General features: G+C 68.8%; 17 protein-coding genes and 1 pseudogene. 8 read left to right on the top strand and 10 right to left on the bottom strand.

Annotation, left to right across the window (positions count from 1 at the left end; all coding sequences use genetic code 11):
- Positions 1–22: 22 nt before the first annotated feature.
- Genes AB0M24_RS11310 through AB0M24_RS11300 form a run of 3 tightly spaced genes read left to right on the top strand, consistent with a single transcriptional unit; the run spans position 23 to position 3,662 of the window.
- On the top strand, positions 23–2,470 hold the full coding sequence (locus AB0M24_RS11310; RefSeq protein ID WP_363764385.1) for an ABC transporter permease: 2,448 nt from the start codon (positions 23–25) through the stop codon (positions 2,468–2,470).
- Positions 2,467–3,066 (top strand): ATP-binding cassette domain-containing protein, encoded by a 600-nt coding sequence (locus AB0M24_RS11305; protein WP_363764381.1) that lies wholly within the window; start codon positions 2,467–2,469, stop codon positions 3,064–3,066. Before AB0M24_RS11310 ends, AB0M24_RS11305 begins: the two co-directional genes overlap by 4 nt.
- The gene (locus tag AB0M24_RS11300; protein WP_363765715.1) at positions 3,066–3,662 is read left to right on the top strand and encodes an ATP-binding cassette domain-containing protein; all 597 of its coding nucleotides are present in this window, start codon (positions 3,066–3,068) and stop codon (positions 3,660–3,662) included. The genes AB0M24_RS11305 and AB0M24_RS11300 overlap by 1 nt, the downstream gene beginning before the upstream one ends.
- Here the strand turns inward: AB0M24_RS11300 and AB0M24_RS11295 are convergent.
- Positions 3,589–4,080, bottom strand: a complete 492-nt coding sequence (locus AB0M24_RS11295) for a helix-turn-helix domain-containing protein (RefSeq protein ID WP_363764378.1) — start codon at positions 4,078–4,080, stop codon at positions 3,589–3,591. The two genes, AB0M24_RS11300 and AB0M24_RS11295, sit on opposite strands and share 74 nt — an antisense overlap.
- Here AB0M24_RS11295 and AB0M24_RS11290 point away from each other — a divergent pair.
- Complete coding sequence (locus tag AB0M24_RS11290) at positions 4,079–4,609, top strand: hypothetical protein (RefSeq protein ID WP_363764375.1); 531 nt, start codon at positions 4,079–4,081, stop codon at positions 4,607–4,609. The two genes, AB0M24_RS11295 and AB0M24_RS11290, sit on opposite strands and share 2 nt — an antisense overlap.
- A 4-nt stretch (positions 4,610–4,613) precedes the next feature.
- Here AB0M24_RS11290 and AB0M24_RS11285 read toward each other — a convergent pair whose 3' ends face one another.
- The gene (locus AB0M24_RS11285; RefSeq protein WP_045313945.1) at positions 4,614–5,060 is read right to left on the bottom strand and encodes an Lrp/AsnC family transcriptional regulator; all 447 of its coding nucleotides are present in this window, start codon (positions 5,058–5,060) and stop codon (positions 4,614–4,616) included.
- Positions 5,057–6,178: a Xaa-Pro peptidase family protein gene (locus tag AB0M24_RS11280; protein ID WP_363764371.1), complete on the bottom strand. Its 1,122-nt coding sequence runs from the start codon at positions 6,176–6,178 to the stop codon at positions 5,057–5,059. The genes AB0M24_RS11285 and AB0M24_RS11280 overlap by 4 nt, the downstream gene beginning before the upstream one ends.
- Before the next feature lie 126 nt (positions 6,179–6,304).
- Between AB0M24_RS11280 and AB0M24_RS11275 the strand changes: the two genes are divergently transcribed.
- Positions 6,305–7,249, top strand: coding sequence for a 5'-3' exonuclease (locus AB0M24_RS11275; protein ID WP_363764368.1), 945 nt, complete (start codon positions 6,305–6,307; stop codon positions 7,247–7,249).
- Here the strand turns inward: AB0M24_RS11275 and AB0M24_RS11270 are convergent.
- The 4 genes from AB0M24_RS11270 to AB0M24_RS11255 form a co-directional block, all read right to left on the bottom strand.
- Positions 7,246–8,415 carry a GNAT family N-acetyltransferase gene (locus AB0M24_RS11270; RefSeq protein ID WP_363764365.1) on the bottom strand — a complete coding sequence of 390 codons (1,170 nt, stop codon included), beginning with the start codon at positions 8,413–8,415 and terminating at the stop codon, positions 7,246–7,248. The genes AB0M24_RS11275 and AB0M24_RS11270 overlap by 4 nt on opposite strands.
- 37 nt (positions 8,416–8,452) lie before the next feature.
- Complete coding sequence (locus tag AB0M24_RS11265) at positions 8,453–9,277, bottom strand: hypothetical protein (RefSeq protein WP_363764362.1); 825 nt, start codon at positions 9,275–9,277, stop codon at positions 8,453–8,455.
- Positions 9,278–9,337: 60 nt separating this feature from the next.
- Complete coding sequence (locus AB0M24_RS11260) at positions 9,338–10,027, bottom strand: DUF4333 domain-containing protein (protein WP_363764359.1); 690 nt, start codon at positions 10,025–10,027, stop codon at positions 9,338–9,340.
- A gap of 260 nt (positions 10,028–10,287) precedes the next feature.
- Positions 10,288–13,026, bottom strand: coding sequence for a DEAD/DEAH box helicase (locus tag AB0M24_RS11255; RefSeq protein WP_363764356.1), 2,739 nt, complete (start codon positions 13,024–13,026; stop codon positions 10,288–10,290).
- A gap of 203 nt (positions 13,027–13,229) precedes the next feature.
- Between AB0M24_RS11255 and AB0M24_RS11250 the strand changes: the two genes are divergently transcribed.
- The gene (locus AB0M24_RS11250; RefSeq protein ID WP_363764353.1) at positions 13,230–13,508 is read left to right on the top strand and encodes a hypothetical protein; all 279 of its coding nucleotides are present in this window, start codon (positions 13,230–13,232) and stop codon (positions 13,506–13,508) included.
- The gene (locus AB0M24_RS11245) at positions 13,505–14,311 is read left to right on the top strand and encodes a DUF222 domain-containing protein (protein WP_363765712.1); all 807 of its coding nucleotides are present in this window, start codon (positions 13,505–13,507) and stop codon (positions 14,309–14,311) included. Before AB0M24_RS11250 ends, AB0M24_RS11245 begins: the two co-directional genes overlap by 4 nt.
- Here the strand turns inward: AB0M24_RS11245 and AB0M24_RS11240 are convergent.
- Positions 14,280–15,120: pseudogene (locus AB0M24_RS11240) on the bottom strand (hypothetical protein). The gene AB0M24_RS11245 and the pseudogene AB0M24_RS11240 overlap by 32 nt on opposite strands.
- Positions 15,121–15,294: 174 nt before the next feature.
- On the opposite strand from AB0M24_RS11240, the gene AB0M24_RS11235 reads away from it, so the two are divergent.
- On the top strand, positions 15,295–15,651 hold the full coding sequence (locus AB0M24_RS11235; protein WP_363764350.1) for a VOC family protein: 357 nt from the start codon (positions 15,295–15,297) through the stop codon (positions 15,649–15,651).
- Between the two features lie 3 nt (positions 15,652–15,654).
- Here AB0M24_RS11235 and AB0M24_RS11230 read toward each other — a convergent pair whose 3' ends face one another.
- Both AB0M24_RS11230 and AB0M24_RS11225 read right to left on the bottom strand, forming a co-directional pair.
- Positions 15,655–16,455 (bottom strand): alpha/beta hydrolase, encoded by an 801-nt coding sequence (locus tag AB0M24_RS11230; RefSeq protein ID WP_363765709.1) that lies wholly within the window; start codon positions 16,453–16,455, stop codon positions 15,655–15,657.
- A gap of 41 nt (positions 16,456–16,496) precedes the next feature.
- Positions 16,497–16,807: hypothetical protein (locus tag AB0M24_RS11225; protein WP_363764347.1), on the bottom strand; the 311-nt coding region annotated here is incomplete at its 5' end.

The following is a 16,807-nucleotide window of genomic DNA, read 5'->3' as shown; positions in this document are numbered from 1 at the left end:
GACCGGCGGTTAGCGTGCGCTGGTGCAGTTGCCGTGGAGAGCCGCGCCCAGGGCAGCGCTGTCGAGCCCGCTCACGCTGCTGGTGAGCATCGCGACGACGTTGCTGCTGGGCTTCGTGGTGGCCGCGGCCGTGCTGCACTCCTCCTCCGCGGGCAGCGCGGCTCTCGCGTACCAGCAGGATCGGATGTGCCCGCACGCCGTGCACCCGTCGCTGGTGAGCGAAGGGGGCGTGCCGCTCGACTCGGCTGTCGCGATGGCGTCGAAGAGCCCGGTGGGAGCGGTCTACACGCGGATCTCGCGGCCTGACTTCAACGGGCTCGCGACGTGGGGTCGGTTCGGCTACCGCCCGGACGCGTTGTCGCACCTGACCGTTCTCGAAGGCGGCGGGACCGGGCTGTGGGTGCCGAAGACGATCGCCTCGGCCACGCACGTGAAGATCGGTGATCAGCTCACCGGGTCACCGCTGAAGGTCTCCGCGATCTACGCCGACCTCGCGCATCCGGTGTCCGGGTGGTGGTGCTCGGAGTCCAAGACCGTGGTGCCGAACCCGATGGGCGGTGACGGTGCGAGCACGTCGGTGATCTGGGTGCCGCAAGCCTCGGACCTCGCCCTGCTGCCGCCGGGCTTCTCCGCCAAGGCCTCGGTGTCGCTGCGCTACCCCGTCGAGCCGCTCTCGACGCTGGCTGACGCGGAGGCGTTGCGGGACAAGGGGAACGCGTTCCTGACCTCGCTGAACCTGCCGTTGACGCGGGTCGACGGCCTGTCGTCGGCGATCGCGGCGGCACGGACCTCCGAGCGGAACGTGTCGTCCGCGCTGCTGCCGCTGGTGATCATCAGCGTGCTGGTGGGGCTCGCGGGTGTGGGAACCGTGACTGTGCAATGGGCTCAACGCCGGCATTCCGAACTGCGGCTGTTGTGGGTGCGCGGGGCGAGTCCACTTTCGTTGGGGTTCCGCGGTGTTCTGGAACTCGGTTTGCCGTTGGTGGTCGGTGGGGTGCTCGGGCTCCTGGCTGCTCGATTACTACTGCCCTTGTACGGGCCTGGCGTGGTGCTGGCCGCTGGAACGCTCTGGGTGGCTGCGGGGTTCGTGCTCGCGGTTGTGCTGGCCTCCTTGCTGGTGACCGTGCTGGTGGCGTCGTGGCGAGTGCACAGGACGTTTCAGCGCCGCGCTCGATCGTGGCGGCTTTCTGTCGTGCCGTGGGAGCTGGTCGTCGGCGGGTTGGCCGTGCTGGCGTGGGTTCGGTTGTCCCACAACGGGTTGGGTCCCGCGTTGAAGTCCGGCGAGCTGCCGAAGATCGACGTGGCCGCGTTGACGTTCCCGCTGCTCGTGGTGCTGACGGCGGCTTTGCTGGCGGTGCGGGTGTTGCGGTGGTCGCTGGTGTGGTCGCATCGCGTGCAGTGGTGGCAGGTTCCGGCCGCCCAGCTGGCTTTGCGCCGACTCGCGGCTGCGGTCGGCCCGGTGACCGGCGTGCTGCTGGTGGGTGTGCTGGCGGTCGGCACCATCGCCGTCGGCAGTGCGGTGGCCGGTGCGCAGCAGTCCGCGCTGGACTCGAAGTCCGGCGTGTACGTCGGCGCCAACAGCACGGTGCAGGTGCCGCAGGACATCGCTCTCGGACGCGTTGCGCTGCCGTCTTCGTTGCAGGGCAACACAACTCTCGTCGGGGTGAGCACGGGCGCGTTGATCGTGGACCCCGCGACATTCACCGACGCGGCTGTCGTCGACGATGCTCCGGAGGTGCGCTCGCTGTTGTCGGGCCTGCGCCGGACCGGCGAGGTCGCTCCGGCGTTGCGCATCGGGCGTTCGGCGAACCAGGAGATCCAGATCGCGGGCCTGCCGCTGCTCAAACCGGTGGCGTCGCTGCCTTCCTTCCCCAAGCTGGGCACGCGCGGCTACGTGCTGGCGCGCGAGTCCGTGCCCGCCGTCGAGCAGGTGGGCTCGTGGCACCTGTGGTCGTCGCTGCCGCTCACCACGTTGACTTCTTCGTTGCAGGAAGCGGGAATCAGCTACACGAACGTCGCCGACCGCGCGAAGGTCCTCGACGGCCTGCCGTTCCTGACCGTGGAGTGGACCTTCGGTTTCGTCGCCGCGATCGGCGTGGTGCTGGCCGTGGTCGCCGCGGTGGCTTTGTTGCTGGCCATCGAGGTGCGCCGCCGTCAGAACGCCGTCTCGGGCGCGTTGTCGACCCGCATGGGCATGCGCCCGTCTGTGCTGTGGTCCAGTCATCTGCTCGAAGTGGGCGCTTTGGCGTTGCTGGCCGTGGCGATCGGCGCGGTGGCGTCGTTCGTGAGCACGGGGTTCGCCGTGCCGCGGCTGGATCCCGCGCCGTGGCTGAACCCGTCGCCGATGCTGCCGGATCTGGTGCCGTTGCTGGGTTCGATGGTGTTGTGCGGCGCTCTGGTGGTCGTGGTGGCGGCTTGGCTTGCGTTGCGCGGTGTGCGCACCGCGCGGATGGGAGAGCTGCTCAGGTGATCCGTGCTTGTGGCGTCGGGGTGTCCTACGGCTCGGTGCGGGCCGTGACGGACATGTCGCTGACGATCGCACCCGGCCTCACCGTGCTGTCCGGTCCGTCCGGCTCAGGTAAGTCGACACTGCTGCGCGTGCTGTCCCTGGTCGAACGTCCGTCGGTGGGTGAGGTCTTCGTGCGCGACAGGCCGACCTCGTTGCTGTCGTGGGCGGAACTGAGGTCGTTGCGGCGCAAGGAGATCGCGGTCGTCTTCCAGAACCCGTCCGACAACCTGATCTCGCACCTGACCGTAGGTGAGAACCTGCGCGCGGCCGGGGCGTCGGACCTGTCGTTGCTCGCGCGGCTCGGGTTGGACGGATCCGCTACCTGGCGCATCGGGGCTCTGTCCGGCGGCCAGCAACAACGACTGGCCTTCGGGTGTGCGTTGGCGCGCGGGGCTTCCGTAGTGGTGGCCGACGAGCCGACTTCGCAGCTGGACGTCCGGTCCGCCGATCTCGTGCTGGAGACGTTGGCTTCCCTGCCCGTGCCCGCGGTGGTGGCGTCGCACGATCCGCGGCTGGTGTCGTTGGCGGACCTGTGCATTCCGCTGGTGGCGTCGTGATCCGGGCGTCCGGGGTGCACCGGGCGTTCGGCGGGGTGTCCGTGCTGCGCGGGGTCGACCTGGCCGTGTCCGCGGGCGAGCTGGTGACGTTGAGCGGGCCTTCCGGGTCGGGCAAGACCGCGTTGCTGTCGTTGTTGTGCGGGTTCGACTTCCCGGATCGCGGGTCAGTGCTGCCGGGGCTCGCCGCGTGGACTCAGTGCGCTGTGCTGCCGCAGTCGCTCGGGCTGGCCTCGGAGCTGACGCTGGAGGAGAACGTCGCTCTGCCGTTGAGGTTGGCCGGGCGTGCGGTCGACGGGGTCTCAAGGTTGCTGGCAGAGCTGGGAATCGGCTCTTTAGGGGCTCGGTATCCGTCGCAGGTTTCGTTCGGGCAGCAGCAGAGAGCGGCGTTGGCGCGGGCCGTGGTGGCTCGGCCTGCCGCGCTGCTGGCGGACGAACCCACCGCGCACCTGGACTCGGAAAGTGCGGTGGCTGCTGTGGGTGTGCTGCGCAGGGTCGCTGACGAAGGTGCCGCCGTGTTGATCGCTACGCACCACGACGCTGTGCATGCGGTTGCCGATCGGGTGCTGGTGCTGGCCGACGGGCAAGTTCAGGGCTGACCGGCTGGGCACAGCTCATCGCCTCGTTGGGCGCGATCTCGCCGTACGTGCGCTGCAGGTGCTCCTCGCCCCACACCCGGACGCTCTCCACGACGGGCAGAACCGTTGTGCCGTAAGGCGTCAGCCGGTAGATGACGGGTGCGGGCACCGGTCCGGTGACCACGCGCTCGACGAGCCCGTCGGCCTCGAGCTCGCGCAGCTGCTCCGCCAGCACCTTGGGCGTGATCGGCGCACCCCTTCGCCGCAGCCCGGCGAAGTGGGACTCGCCGTGCGCGAGCCAGTACACGAGCGTCAGCTTCCACTTCCCGCCGATCGCCGCGAACGCCGCCGCCATCGGGCAGCCCGGCAACGGGTTCGGACGGTTACCTGCAGGTGCCTTCTTGTTCATGGTCGCGGCTCCGTCGGAGAGTCGAATCATGAAGATTCTTACCGCACTTGCCGCGTTCGTGGCGCTGACCGGCTCGGCGTCGGCCTCGGTCGCCGACGGTCAGGGCGACTTCGACTGGGAACTCGGGACCTGGCAGACGGACGTAAGGGTGCTCGCAGATCCGTTGTCGGAGACCCCGGACGAATGGCTGACCTTCTCGGGAACGTCCGTCGTCCGCCCGTTGCTGGACAAGCGAGCCAACGTGGTCGAACTGAAGGTCGCCGGTCCGGCGGGGAAGATCGAGGGACTCAACATGCGCCTGTACGAACCGCAGGCGAAGCGCTGGAGCCTGACCTTCGTCAACATCCGCGACGGCCTGCTCACCCCGTCGGTGTACGGAGGGTTCCGCGACGGCGTGGGCGAGTTCTACGGCGACGACCAGCTCGGCGGACGCCCGATCAAGGTGCGCTTCCTGATCAACCGGGTCGGCCCCTACCAGGCGAGGTTCGAGCAGGCGTTCTCCCAGGACGGCGGTGCGTCCTGGGAGACCAACTGGATCGCGGTCGACCGGCGCCGCTGATTCCTCAGACCGACGGCGGCCGGTCCTCGTACGGCGTGGAGAGCACCACCGTCGTCCGCGTCGACACGTTCGCCGACTCGCGGATCTTCTGCAGCAGCTCCTCCAGCGCCGTCGGCGACGCGACCCGCACGCGCAGGACGTACGAGGCGTCGCCCGCCACCGAGTAGCAGGCCTCGATCTCCGAGAGGTGCTCGAGGCGCTTCGGGTAGTCGTCGGGCTCGGCGGGGTTGATCGGGAAGAGCGAGATGAACGCGGACATGGGCAGGCCGATCTCGGCGCCGTCCAGCCGGGCCGCGTAGCCCTTCACGATGCCGCGCTGCTCCAGCCGCTTCACGCGCTGGTGGACAGCGGAGACGGACAAGCCCACCCGCTCGGCCAGGTCGGTGAAGCTGCACCGGCCGTCCGAGGCGAGTTCCTTCAGGATCGCTCTGTCGATCTGCTCGAGGGTCAAAGCACCACCAGCTCGTGAGGTCGGTTGTTGAAGGACTCGACGCCGTCGGCGGTGGCCACGACGATGTCCTCGATGCGCGCGCCCCAGCGGCCGGGCAGGTAGATGCCGGGCTCGACGCTGAACGCCATGCCTGCTTCGAGCGGCAGGGAGTTGCCGCTCACGATGTAGGGCTCCTCGTGGACGTCCAGCCCGATGCCGTGACCGGTGCGGTGCACGAAGAACTCGCCGAAGCCCGCGTCGGCGATGACCGTGCGCGCGACGGCGTCGATCTCCTCGCACGTGACGCCGGGCTTGACCGCCTCGACGGCGGCCTTCTGCGCGGCCTGCAGAACCGCGTAGGTGTCCCACACGTCGTCGTACGTCGGCTCGCCCATCACGTACGTGCGGGTCGAGTCGGAGTTGTAGCCCTCGGCGACCGGGCCGCCGATGTCGATGACGACGACCTCACCAGCCTGGACGACGCGGTCGGAGTCGCGGTGGTGCGGCGAGGCGCCGTTGGGGCCGGAGCCGACGATCACGAAGTCGGCGACGGTGTGGCCTTCCTCGACGATCGCCTGTGCGATGTCCTTGGCGACCTCGCGCTCGGTGCGGCCGACGCGCAGGAACTCGCCCATGCGCGCGTGCACCCGGTCGATCGCCTGGCCGGCCTTGCGCAGGGCGTCGATCTCGGACGCGTCCTTGCGCATGCGCAGCTCGCGGATGATCGGCCCGGCGAGGCTCTGAGCGCCGCCGATCGCGTGGCCGAGCTTGATGGTGTGCAGGGCGGGCATCATGTCCGCCACCGCCGTCCTGTCACCCTTGATCGCGGCCTTGACCAGCGCGTACGGGTCCTCGCCGTCGACCCACGTGACGACCTCGACCCCCAGCTCGTCGGTCGGGATCGCCGCGTAACCGGGCTGCTCCAGCTTCGGCACGACCAGCGTCGGAGTGCCGCCCACGGGCAGTGCGAGGCAGGTCAGGCGCTCGAAGGAGTCGCCACCGGCACCGATCAGGTACCGCAGGTCCGAACCGGGCGAGATGAGGAGGGCGTCGACGCCCGCCTGCTCGGCGGCTGCGGAAGCGCGGTCAAGCCGCGCACGGAGCGCGGACACGTCGATGGGCCCGGTGATCGTTGCCATGGTCGAAAGCCTAGTGCGTCGACCGCGATGCTTGCCGGGCGCATTCGGCACTCAGCAGGCAACTCACGGCACCGGCCGCGCGCCCGACAAGCGTCAGCGGCCGACGCACTAGTAGCTTGTCCACCTGTGAGCTCTCCCCTGGTGCTGCTCGACTCCGCGAGCCTCTACTTCCGGTCGTACTACGCGCTGCCGGACTCGATGACCGCGCCCGACGGCACGCCGGTGAACGCCGTGCGCGGGTTCGTCGACACGATCGCCCGCGTCATCACCGACCGCGGTGCCGGGCGCCTGGTCGCGTGCCTCGACGCCGACTGGCGGCCCGAGTTCCGGGTGAAGCTGCTGCCCTCCTACAAGGCGCAGCGCGTCGCCGAGGACGCGACGGACGGCTCCGAGGAGGTGCCGGACACCCTCACGCCGCAGATCCCGATCATCCTCGACGTCCTCGACGCGGCCGGCATCTGCACCGGCGAGGCGGCGGGCTACGAGGCGGACGACGTCATCGGCGCGTTGGCCCACCACGAGCAGGCCGATGCCGTCGAGGTCGTGACGGGTGACCGCGACATGTTCCAGGTCGTGCGCCACGAGCCGACGCCGGTGAAGGTGCTCTACGTCGGGCGCGGCTGGAACAAGGTCGAGATCCTCGGCCCCGAGGAGCTGGCCGCCAAGTACTCGCTGCCGGTCGAGAACGCCGGGTCCGCCTACGCCGACATGGCCGTGCTGCGCGGCGACCCCTCCGACGGCCTGCCGGGCGTCGCGGGCATCGGTGAGAAGACGGCGGCGAAGCTCATCACCGAGTTCGGCTCGCTCGACGCGGTGCTCAAGGCCGTCAACGACCCGATGGACCGCAAGCTCACCACCAAGGCCCGCAACTCCCTCATCGCCGCCGAGGAGTACCTGGCCGCCGCGCCCACGGTCGTCCGCACCGCGCTCGACGCCCCGGTGATCAAGGACCGCGACGACGAGGTGCCGCGCGTGCCCGCCGACCCCGAGCGGCTGCGCGAGCTCACGCAGCGCTGGGGCCTGGGCAGCTCGGTGCCGCGCCTGGTCAACGCGATGGAGCGGCGCGCCTAGAAGAAGGTTCCGCAGAACGGCTTCTGGGGCACGGCGAACAACGCGTCGGCCTCGCCGAACCGCGCGCCCACGATGCGTTTGGTGGCCGCGAGCTGCGAGAACGTCGTGTCGCCGAAGTAGACCGCGCCGAGCAGGTCGACCGTGATGGTGATGTCCGCCTGCGCGTTCACCCGCTCGACGCCCTGGGACGACACCCGGTAACGGCCGTCGTTGGCGGGCAGCAGCCGGTCCTGCACCTCGATGACCACGGGATCGGCAACGCCGTACGTGCGGGCCTGGAGCATGCGTTCGACGTCGACCAGCCGCAGCCAGATCTCGTCGTTCACGTCCTCGGTGTAGACGACCCGCGGGTCGTCGAACAGCAACGACACCGGCTCGTCGAGGGCGAGGTCGCGCTCGATCTTGTCGACGAGGTCGAGCCGCGAGGCGTAGATCCACAGGTCGCGCCACGCGTCGTCGTTCGCCCACACCATGTCCTCGATGGACATCTTGTGCTTGAAGTCCTTCACCTCGGACACCTTGTAGACCATGAATCCGTCGTCGCCGTCCGGTCCACTGTGGACGACGGCTACCGAGTTCTCCGCATCCGTTTTCCTGTCCCGGTTCCGCGCCCACCAGCCGACCCACCGGCCGATCTGGCCCGGCCGCGTCAGCCCGACCGCCGCGTGCAGCTCGGGCAACAGCTTGTCGGCGGTGTCGGCGTCGATCATCCGCACCCGCCCGGTCATCTCCCCCGCGACCACCGCGCGCTTGGCGTCGATCTCGACCGTCCGCCACCGCCCGGCCAGCCCGTAGCCGAACCGGCCGTAGATGCGGCCCTCGGACGCACGCAACGTGGCCACCGGATCGGGCAGCTGCTCAAGTTGCGCGCGCATCAACGAAGTCAGCACGCCACGGCGCGTGTAATCCGCGCGCACACCCACACGTGAGATAGCGGAGTGCGGCACAACGGCGCCGCCAGGCACCACAAGAGAGGAGCCGAACGACAGCGTGGTCCCGATCATCTCGTCACCGTCGAACGCCGCGAGCACCCGACCGGGCTCGTACGACAGCTGAGCGATCTGCCACTGCTCGTCGTTCGGGGGCGGCCAGTGCATCGCGCGGCGGAACACCGCCAGGTGGGCGCGGAACTGCGCTTCGTCGCTGAGAACGCGGATCTCGGTCACGACCGCGATCGTGACTCAGCACGACCGCGAACGCACCTCAGTTTCCGTACGCCCGCTTCCACTGCGCACGCCGCCCGCGGATCACCTCGACGAGGTGCTCCGCCTCCGGCTCGGCGATCGGGATCTTGACCTCCCCGAAGTCGCTGCCGACCGCGAACTCCCGCAACGTCTGGGTGGGCCTCCAGTCGCTGAGCAGGCTGAACGACTCGCCGAGCTGGGAGTCGGCGCCGCCGTCCGCCCGCACCACGTACTGCGCGTTCGCCAGGTCGGTGACGTGCCGGTGCTGCTTGAAGATCGCGAAGTAGGCCCGCCCCGGCCAGTGGCGCTGCCACGACTCGCGAATGCGCTCGACGACCTCGGCGACGCGCACCATCGCGGTGTCCTCGTCCACCTCTTCCAGCCCTGAGCCTGGGACGTCGGACGGCTCCCACCGCAGCTCGAGGGTGAACCGGTGCGCGGTGCCGTCCTCCGCGACCCTCAGCACGATCCCGTTGTCCGGCACGAACCAGCGGAACGGCTCCGGCGCACGCCGCGCGAGCTGAGCCTCACCGTCGCCGAGATCGATGTCCGGCAAGGACTGCCGAGCACCCCACACGCCGCGCGTGCCCCAGCTGAAGTGCCAGTCGGGATCGCCGTACCGGATCCTGCGCATCTGCTCGATGATGTCGATCATGAACACGTCGGCCCAGTCCGCGTCGACCTCGAACGAGTCACGCCGGAAGGTCTGCCTGAGCCGCGTGGACGAGGGCTCCCAGCGCAGGTCGCGCGTGAACGCCTCCTCGGTGCCGTCGTCGCCGACCCGCACCACGGCCAGCGGGCACCTGGGCTCCGGCTCCTCGGCCGGGAAAACGAAGTAGCGCAAAAGAAAACCTTCCCCCCAGAAGCGTCTGGGGAGAAGGTTACCTCGAAGCGTCCTGGCAGGTCAGCCGGTCGGCTGGCCCACCTCGTACTCGCCGTCCTCGGTCTTGACGACGATCTTGACCTTCTTGTCCTTGCCGCCGACCTGGACCTTGCACTCGAACGAGGTGTTGGGCTTGACCTCGTTCTCACCGCTGCAGGTCGCGCTGCCGACGTCGGAGATCTTGTACTCGTCCTTCAGGATCTGGACGATGCCCGTCTGCACGGCCGTGTTGTCGAAGATCTTCTTCTTGAAGAAGGCCGGCGACACGAAGCCGGCGAACAGCACGCCACCGACGAGCAGCACGACGACGACCGCGGCGACCCAGATGGCCGCGCTGGACTTCTTCTGCGGCACCGGGGCGCCGTAACCCGGCTGCTGCCCGTACGGGTTGGGCTGGCCGGGGTACTGCTGCGTCTGCTGGCCGTACGGGTCGCCCTGCGCGGGCATGCCGTACGGGTTCGACGGAGGCTGCTGGGGCACGCCGTACTGCTGGGTCTGCTGCTGCGACGGGTCGAAACCGGGGTACGGCTGCTGCTGGCCCGGCTGGGGCTGCGGCGGGCCGTACGGGTTCTGTCCCGGGTTCTGGGCCGGGAAGCCGCCGGACGGTGTGCCGGGAGGGAAACCGCCACCGTAGGGCTGCTGCGGCTGTTGCGGCTGGCCCCAGGGGTTCTGCGGATCGTTCCCTCCGGACGGTCCGTACGGGCTGCTCATCTGTCGACCTCCGTGTGTACGACGTTGCGGCGCGATCCAACCACACCGTTGACGTCAGTCTTTACTCCGACTCGCAAAACCTTCGTCAGGCGCCAGTGGTACGGCCTGGATCGTCGGCGAGGTAATACACGCTCAGCAGGGCACCTCGTGGCCCCGCCCCCACGTCCACAGCCAACCAGGATGAGAACGTGGGGGCGGCGCCACGATGCACCCGTCTGACCGCGCATTACCCCGGCGACGATCCAGGCCGCACCACTGTGTCACATCATCGCCACAACTCCGCGCCTCAGCGCGTCGACGGCCTTGGCCGCCGCGGCCCCGACGGGATCCTGCCGGCCGACCACCTCGCGGATCTGGTCCAGAAGGTCGATCACCTGACGGCACCAACGGACGAAGTCGCCTGCTCCGAGCTCGTTCCCACCCGCCTCGGCCGCGCTCAGCACCTTCTCCAGCGACTCGCCGCGCGCCCAGCGGAACACCGGCCACGCGAACCCCGGATCAGGCTGCCGGGTGATGCGCTCCAGCTTGTGCCGGCGCTCGTCGTCCTCGATCTCCGCCCACAACCGCACCGTCGTGAGCATCGCGTCCGACACCGGCCCCTGCGGCAGCCGCGCCTCGACCGGACCGTCCCGGCGCGCCTCGTAGACCAGCGACGACACGACGGCGGCGAGCTCCTCCGGCTTCAGCCCCTTCCACACGCCGTTGCGCAGGCACTCGGCGGCGAGCAGGTCCGACTCGCTGTACAGCCTGGTCAGCCGCTTGCCGTCCTGCGTCACCTCGTCGGCCTCGCTCAGGTAGCCGCGCTCGCGCAGCAACGCCCGGATGCGGTCGAACTGACGTGCCAGCGAGTGCGTGGTCGCGGCGACCTTGCGCTCCAGCTGCTCGGTCTCAGCCAGCAGCCGGTGGTACCGCTCACCCCACCGCGCGTGGTCTTCGCGCTGGTCACAGCCGTGGCACGGGTGCGCGCGCAACGCCCGGCGCAACGTCGCGAGCTCGGGGTCGTCGTCCGCCGTGGTCTTCTTGCGCCCGCGCGACGGCACCGTGATGCCGGTGTTGCGGATCGACGACGCGAGGTCGCGCCGCGACTTGGGCGAGCGCACGTCCACCTGCCGGGGCAGCCGGATGTGGCCGAGCACCTCGACCGGCGCCGGGAAGTCCGCACTCGTGAGGCGACCCGACCAGCGGTCCTCGGTGACGACCAGCGGCCGCGCCTCGCCGAGCGGCTCGATGCCCGGATCGATGACGACCGCGAGTCCTGAGCGCCGTCCGGACGGCACCGCGATCACGTCGCCCTTGCGCAGCGTCTCCAGCGACTTGGCCGTCTCGATGCGCCGCGCGTTCGTGTTCTGCTTCGCGAGCTGCTTCTCCCGGTCCGCGACCCTGCGGCGCAACGACGCGTACTCCGCGAAGTCGCCGAGGTGGCACGTCATCGACTCCGCGTAGCCCGCGAGCGCCTCCTTGTTGCGCTCGATCCGGCGCGCCAGCCCGACCACCGACCGGTCCGCCTGGAACTGCGCGAACGACTGCTCCAGGATCTCGCGCGCGGCACTCGCGCCCAGCTGGTGCACGAGGTTGACGGCCATGTTGTAGCCGGGCCGGAAGCTCGACCGCAGCGGGTACGTGCGCGTGGAAGCGAGCCCACCGACCGCCTTGGGGTCGATCCCGGGCTGCCAGACGACCACCGCGTGCCCCTCGACGTCGATGCCACGACGCCCCGCACGCCCGGTGAGCTGCGTGTACTCGCCCGGCGTGAGGTCGACGTGCGCCTCGCCGTTGTACTTCACGAGCTTCTCGAGCACGACCGTCCGCGCGGGCATGTTGATGCCCAGCGCCAGCGTCTCGGTCGCGAACACGACCTTGACCAGCCCGCGGACGAACAGCTCCTCGACCGTCTCCTTGAACGCGGGCAGCAGCCCGGCGTGGTGCGACGCGATGCCCCGCTCCAACGCCTCCCGCCACTCCCAGAACCCCAGCACCGTCAGATCGGCCTCGGGCAGCTCGCGCGTCTTCTCGTCGATGATCCGGCGAACCTGCTCGGTCTCCTCCGGCGTGTTCAGCCGCAGCCCCGCCCGCGCGGTCTGCGCCACCGCCGCGTCACACCCGGCGCGGGAGAACACGAACACGATCGCGGGCAGCAGGTTCGCGTTGTCCAGCCGCTGGATCATGTCGATGCGCGACGGCGGCTTGAACCCGGAGTTGCGGTTCGGCCGTCCGGTGTTGCCGCGGTTCCGGTTGCGGTTGAACGGCACGTGGTACCGCGCCAGCTCCTCGGTCTTGCGCAACACCTGGACGTTGATCCGCGCGTGCGTCTCGTCGCCCTCGAACAGGTCGAACATCTGGTTGCCGACCATCATGTGCTGCCACAACGGCACGGGCCGGTGCTCGTCCACCACGACGCTCGTGTCGCCGCGCACCGCGACCAGCCACTCGCCGAACTCCTCGGCGTTGCTGACCGTCGCCGACAACCCCACCACCTGCACGTGCTCGGGCAGGTGCAGGATGACCTCTTCCCACACGGGCCCGCGGAACCTGTCCGCCAGGTAGTGCACCTCGTCCATGACCACGTACGCGAGTCCGTCCAGAGTGGACGAACCCGAGTACAGCATGTTCCGCAGCACCTCGGTCGTCATCACCACGACCGGCGCCCCGCCGTTGACGCTCGTGTCACCCGTCAGCAACCCGATGCTCTCCGCCCCGTACCGCGCGGTGAGGTCGGCGAACTTCTGGTTGGACAGCGCCTTGATCGGCGTGGTGTAGAAGCACTTGCGACCTTCGGAGAGGGCCAGGTGCACGGCGAACTCGCCCACCACCGTCTTGCCGGCACCGGTGGGCGCACAGACGAGCACTCCGTGACCGTCCTCCAAAGCCTCACAGGCCTGGCGCTGGAACGGGTCCAGCTCGAACGAGATGACGGAGCCGAAGTCGGTCAGCTTGGGCCGCTGGGCGTTGCGCCTGGAGTGGGCGTAGGCCTCGGCCGGGGACCGCGAAGCACTTGACACCCCACCAGGCTTTCACATCACACCGACAATCGCCGCCGACATTGATTAACATCAGTCAACACTGAAGCCATAGAGTCCGCCGACGACCAGCTGCGACGGGACCGGGGCGAGCTTGGAGGCCCTCCAAGTTCGCGGGCCAATTCACTCAATGGCGTCTTCTTTTTCTCGTTATCTCGTCGTGATCTTGCGGTATTGTCGAACACGTGAACGACATCCGCCTCCTTCCCTCCGACGAGCTCTTGCAGAGCCTCGCCGATGATGTGAAGGAAATGCGGGTGCGCGAAACCTCAGCCATGCGAAAAGCCGCAGAGTTGGAACGGCGCGGGGCAGCGGGCGAGCTCGGCTACAAAACTCTGGCGCACGTTCTGCGAGACGCCGTTCGCTGGGACCTCCACATCGCCAGGCAATGGGTGGCGAATGCAGGTCTGTTGAGCAGTGAGATCACGCCGACCGGCAACGAAATCGCCCGGAACTTCCGCTGACCGCCGAGGCCGCAGCCGAGGGCGCGTTGTCGATCGCCCATGTAGCGCTAGTCGCCGAGTTCATGAAGAAACTGCCCGCCGAACACGAGACCACAATGGTGGACTACGCGAGGCAGTTCGAGCCCGCCACGGTCCGCAAACTGGGCGACAAGCTCGTCTACACCCTCTACCAGAACGATCCGGAGCCCAGCGATCCCGCCGAGCCGGAGCGCCCGGTCAACCAGCACGCCAAACGCTGGCGCAGGGACGGCATGCTGGAGATCAGGGCGCTGCTGGACGCGGTCACCGGCGCGAAGTACGAGGCGCTGATCGACCCGCTGGCCAAACCCCGCCCCGCCACCACCAGCACCAGCTCAGACCCGACCACGACCGAGCACGGCTCAAGCCCGCTCACCGTCGAGCACGGCCCAGGCCTGCTCGCTGTCGAGAACCGCGCAGACCCACGCCCTCGCTCCGAACGCGAAGGCGATGCCCTGGCCGAGCTGGTCGACCTGATGCTGCGCGCCGACCAGCTCCCCGAACACGGCGGCGAACCGGTCACCCTGACGCTGACGATGAGCTACGACGACCTAGCCGCGAAGACGGGCGACGCTCTGCTCGACAACGGCGAGCGCATCCCGGCCAGCCAGGTCCGCCAGCTCGCGTGCAACGCCGGAGTCATCCCCCTGGTGCTGGGCGGCCGGTCCCAGCCGACGAACATCGGCCGCAAAACCCGCACCTTCCCAGCCGGAATCCGCCGAATCCTCGTCGCGAGACCTGACTTGGCTCAAATTAGTGCGCACCGCGGTCGTGGATGCGGGTGAGGGCATCGCGGAGGTCGTCGGGTAGCGGGTCGACGGCGGTGAGGGTGTGCTCGCCGGCCTGGATGTTGATGGTGCGGTAGCGGCGGGTGGTGCGCACGAACTTCTTGATAGACCAGCCGGTGGTCTGGTCGATCCACCTGCTGACGGCCAGGGCGGCGAACACGACCGTCAGGTGCGCGTCGATCGACTCGCGCTTGTGGTGGTAGATCGGCCGCGCACGTAGGTCGTGTTCAGACATTCGGAACGACTTCTCGATGTGGAACAGTCGGTGGTAGGCGTCGATCACGAACTCGGCGGTGACGTCCGAGAGGTTGGCGACGTAGCCTTTGAGGCCGGCAAGGGCGCGTGCCTTGGCTTCCAGGGTCCGGTTGACACTCTTGGTGGCGCCGGTGAGCTGGATGAACCGGTTGCGTTTGACCGCGGTCTGGTCGGCGACGGCCTGCTCGGCCTTGGCGACCTGTTCGTCGATGCGGTGCAGGGTGAGCCGAGCCCGGTCCGCCCGGTACTGGTAGTAATCGGAACACCTCGTCACCACCAGCGGCCACCTCGAACCCCAACAGCTGGTAGGCGTGGCCGAGCGCGTCCCACAGGTACCCCATCCGCGACGACGTGATCGCAAGCGGCCCACCACAAGCACCACTGCCGGCCTGCAACGCCGCGAAGTCCGGGCCAAAGTCGAGCTCGGGCTGCCCCACAGCCAGACGCTGCCTCGCCACCGCCTTGAGCGCCTCCAACGCCGCATCGTCATGCGCCGAGCCGATGTGCTCGATGTCCCGCGACCCGCGACGCGAGGAGTGCACGATCTGCACCGCCCTGGCCCCCCGACGCCGTCTTCACCGTGCGCACATACGCCACGAGAGACAGCCTAGAACCGGCCGCTCAGTGCGCAGATTTTCGCCGTTCACACGACGAAACCGCAGCTCAACAGCCAGCACCCTACCCAAGATCATCGATCTTGAGCCAAAGTCACGTAAGGTGACGGAATGGTCATGCGGGTGGCGGTTCCCGTGCTGCCGTGCCGAGATGTGCAGGCAGCGCGGTCGTACTTCACGGACGTGCTCGGATTCGACACCATATTCACCTGGGAGACCCCACCTAGCTACGCGGCCGTGATCCGCGACACCGCCGAGTTCCACCTGTACGCCGAAAGCAGCGTCGGCCCGACCAGGGTGACGGTTGTCGTCGACGACGTCGATTCCTGCCACGACGAGCTGCGCGCCCGCGGCGCCGACATCGTCGAGCCACTGGCTGACCGGCCCTACGGGATGCGCGACTTCAACGTACGGACACCCGATGGGCACTTGTTGATCTTTAGCCAGCCGCTTACCGAGTCCGGGTGACCATCAGCGGACCAGCCGGAAGAACGACCGGACCTCGTCGACGAACAACGCCGGCTGCTCGAACGCCGCGAAGTGGCCGCCCTTGCCGGGCTCGTTCCAGTACCGGATGTTCGGGAACCGGCGCTCCGCCCACCGCCGAGACGGGCGCTGCAGCTCCTCGGGGAAGACCGAACAGCCGGTGGGTACGGTCACCGGCGCGCCGGCCGACCCGGAGATCCATTCGTTGACCTGCCGGAGGCTTTCCCAGTACAGCCGGGCGGATGAGGCACCGGTGCCGGGCAGCCAGTAGAGCATCAGGTTGTCGAGCAGCTCATCCCGGGTAATAACCCGATGCAGGTCGCCACCGGAGTCGGTCCACGACCAGAACTTCTCGACGATCCAGGCGCAGAGGGCGGCCGGCGAGTCGACCAGCCCGTAGCCGACCGTCTGCGGCCGGGTCGACTGCTGCGCCGAGTATCCGGAGCCCCATTCGTCCGCCTCCCGCAGTGTCGCGAGCGCCGCCCGCTCGGCACCGGTGAGGTCGTCCAACGTGGCCGGATCGGGCGGTGCGAGCGGCGGCATGAGATGGATGCCGGCGACCCGATCGGGTTGCCGTTGACCGATGCTCGTGGCGATGCTGGTGCCCCAGTCGCTGCCCTGGGCGCCGAACCGCCGGTAGCCGAGCCGGGCCATCAGCTCGCACCACGCGTCGGATATCCGCTCGATCCCCCCCGGCGCGGCCGGCTTGTCGCTGAAGCCGTAACCGGGAAGCGATGGGCAGACCCCTAGAACCGGCCGCTTAGTGCGCGGATTTTCGCCGTTCACACGACGAAACCGCAGCTCAACAGCCAGCACCCTACCCAAGATCAGCGATCTTGAGCCAAGTCAGGATCGGCCGCAAAACCCGCACCTTCCCAGCCGGAATCCGCCGAATCCTCGTCGCGAGAGACCGAGGCTGTGCCTTCCCGGGCTGCACCAGACCACCCCGGCACTGCGATGCCCACCACATCCACTACTGAGCCAACGGCGGCGACACCTCCGTCGACAACGCCGTCCTGCTCTGCCGCCACCACCACACGCTGATCCACCAAAGCGAGTGGGAAGTAAAACTCGTCCACGGCATACCGACGTTCTATCCACCGCCATGGCTGGACCCAGAACGAAAACCCAGACGCAA

It is taken from the genome of Lentzea sp. NPDC051838 (assembly GCF_040681245.1).
In the GTDB taxonomy this organism is placed as follows: domain Bacteria; phylum Actinomycetota; class Actinomycetes; order Mycobacteriales; family Pseudonocardiaceae; genus Lentzea.
Note: the sequence above shows the minus strand (reverse complement) of the source record. Positions and strands in the feature narration are given on the sequence as shown.

Bases quoted from the DNA above. Each gene is read 5' to 3' on its own strand.
- AB0M24_RS11290 (WP_363764375.1), top strand. From the start codon at position 4,079: ATGAAGATTCTTACCGCACTTGCCGCGTTCGTGGCGCTGACCGGCTCG.
- AB0M24_RS11295 (WP_363764378.1), bottom strand. From the start codon at position 4,080: ATGATTCGACTCTCCGACGGAGCCGCGACCATGAACAAGAAGGCACCT.
- AB0M24_RS11280 (WP_363764371.1), bottom strand. From the start codon at position 6,178: ATGGCAACGATCACCGGGCCCATCGACGTGTCCGCGCTCCGTGCGCGG.
- AB0M24_RS11260 (WP_363764359.1), bottom strand. From the start codon at position 10,027: ATGAGCAGCCCGTACGGACCGTCCGGAGGGAACGATCCGCAGAACCCC.
- AB0M24_RS11235 (WP_363764350.1), top strand. From the start codon at position 15,295: ATGGTCATGCGGGTGGCGGTTCCCGTGCTGCCGTGCCGAGATGTGCAG.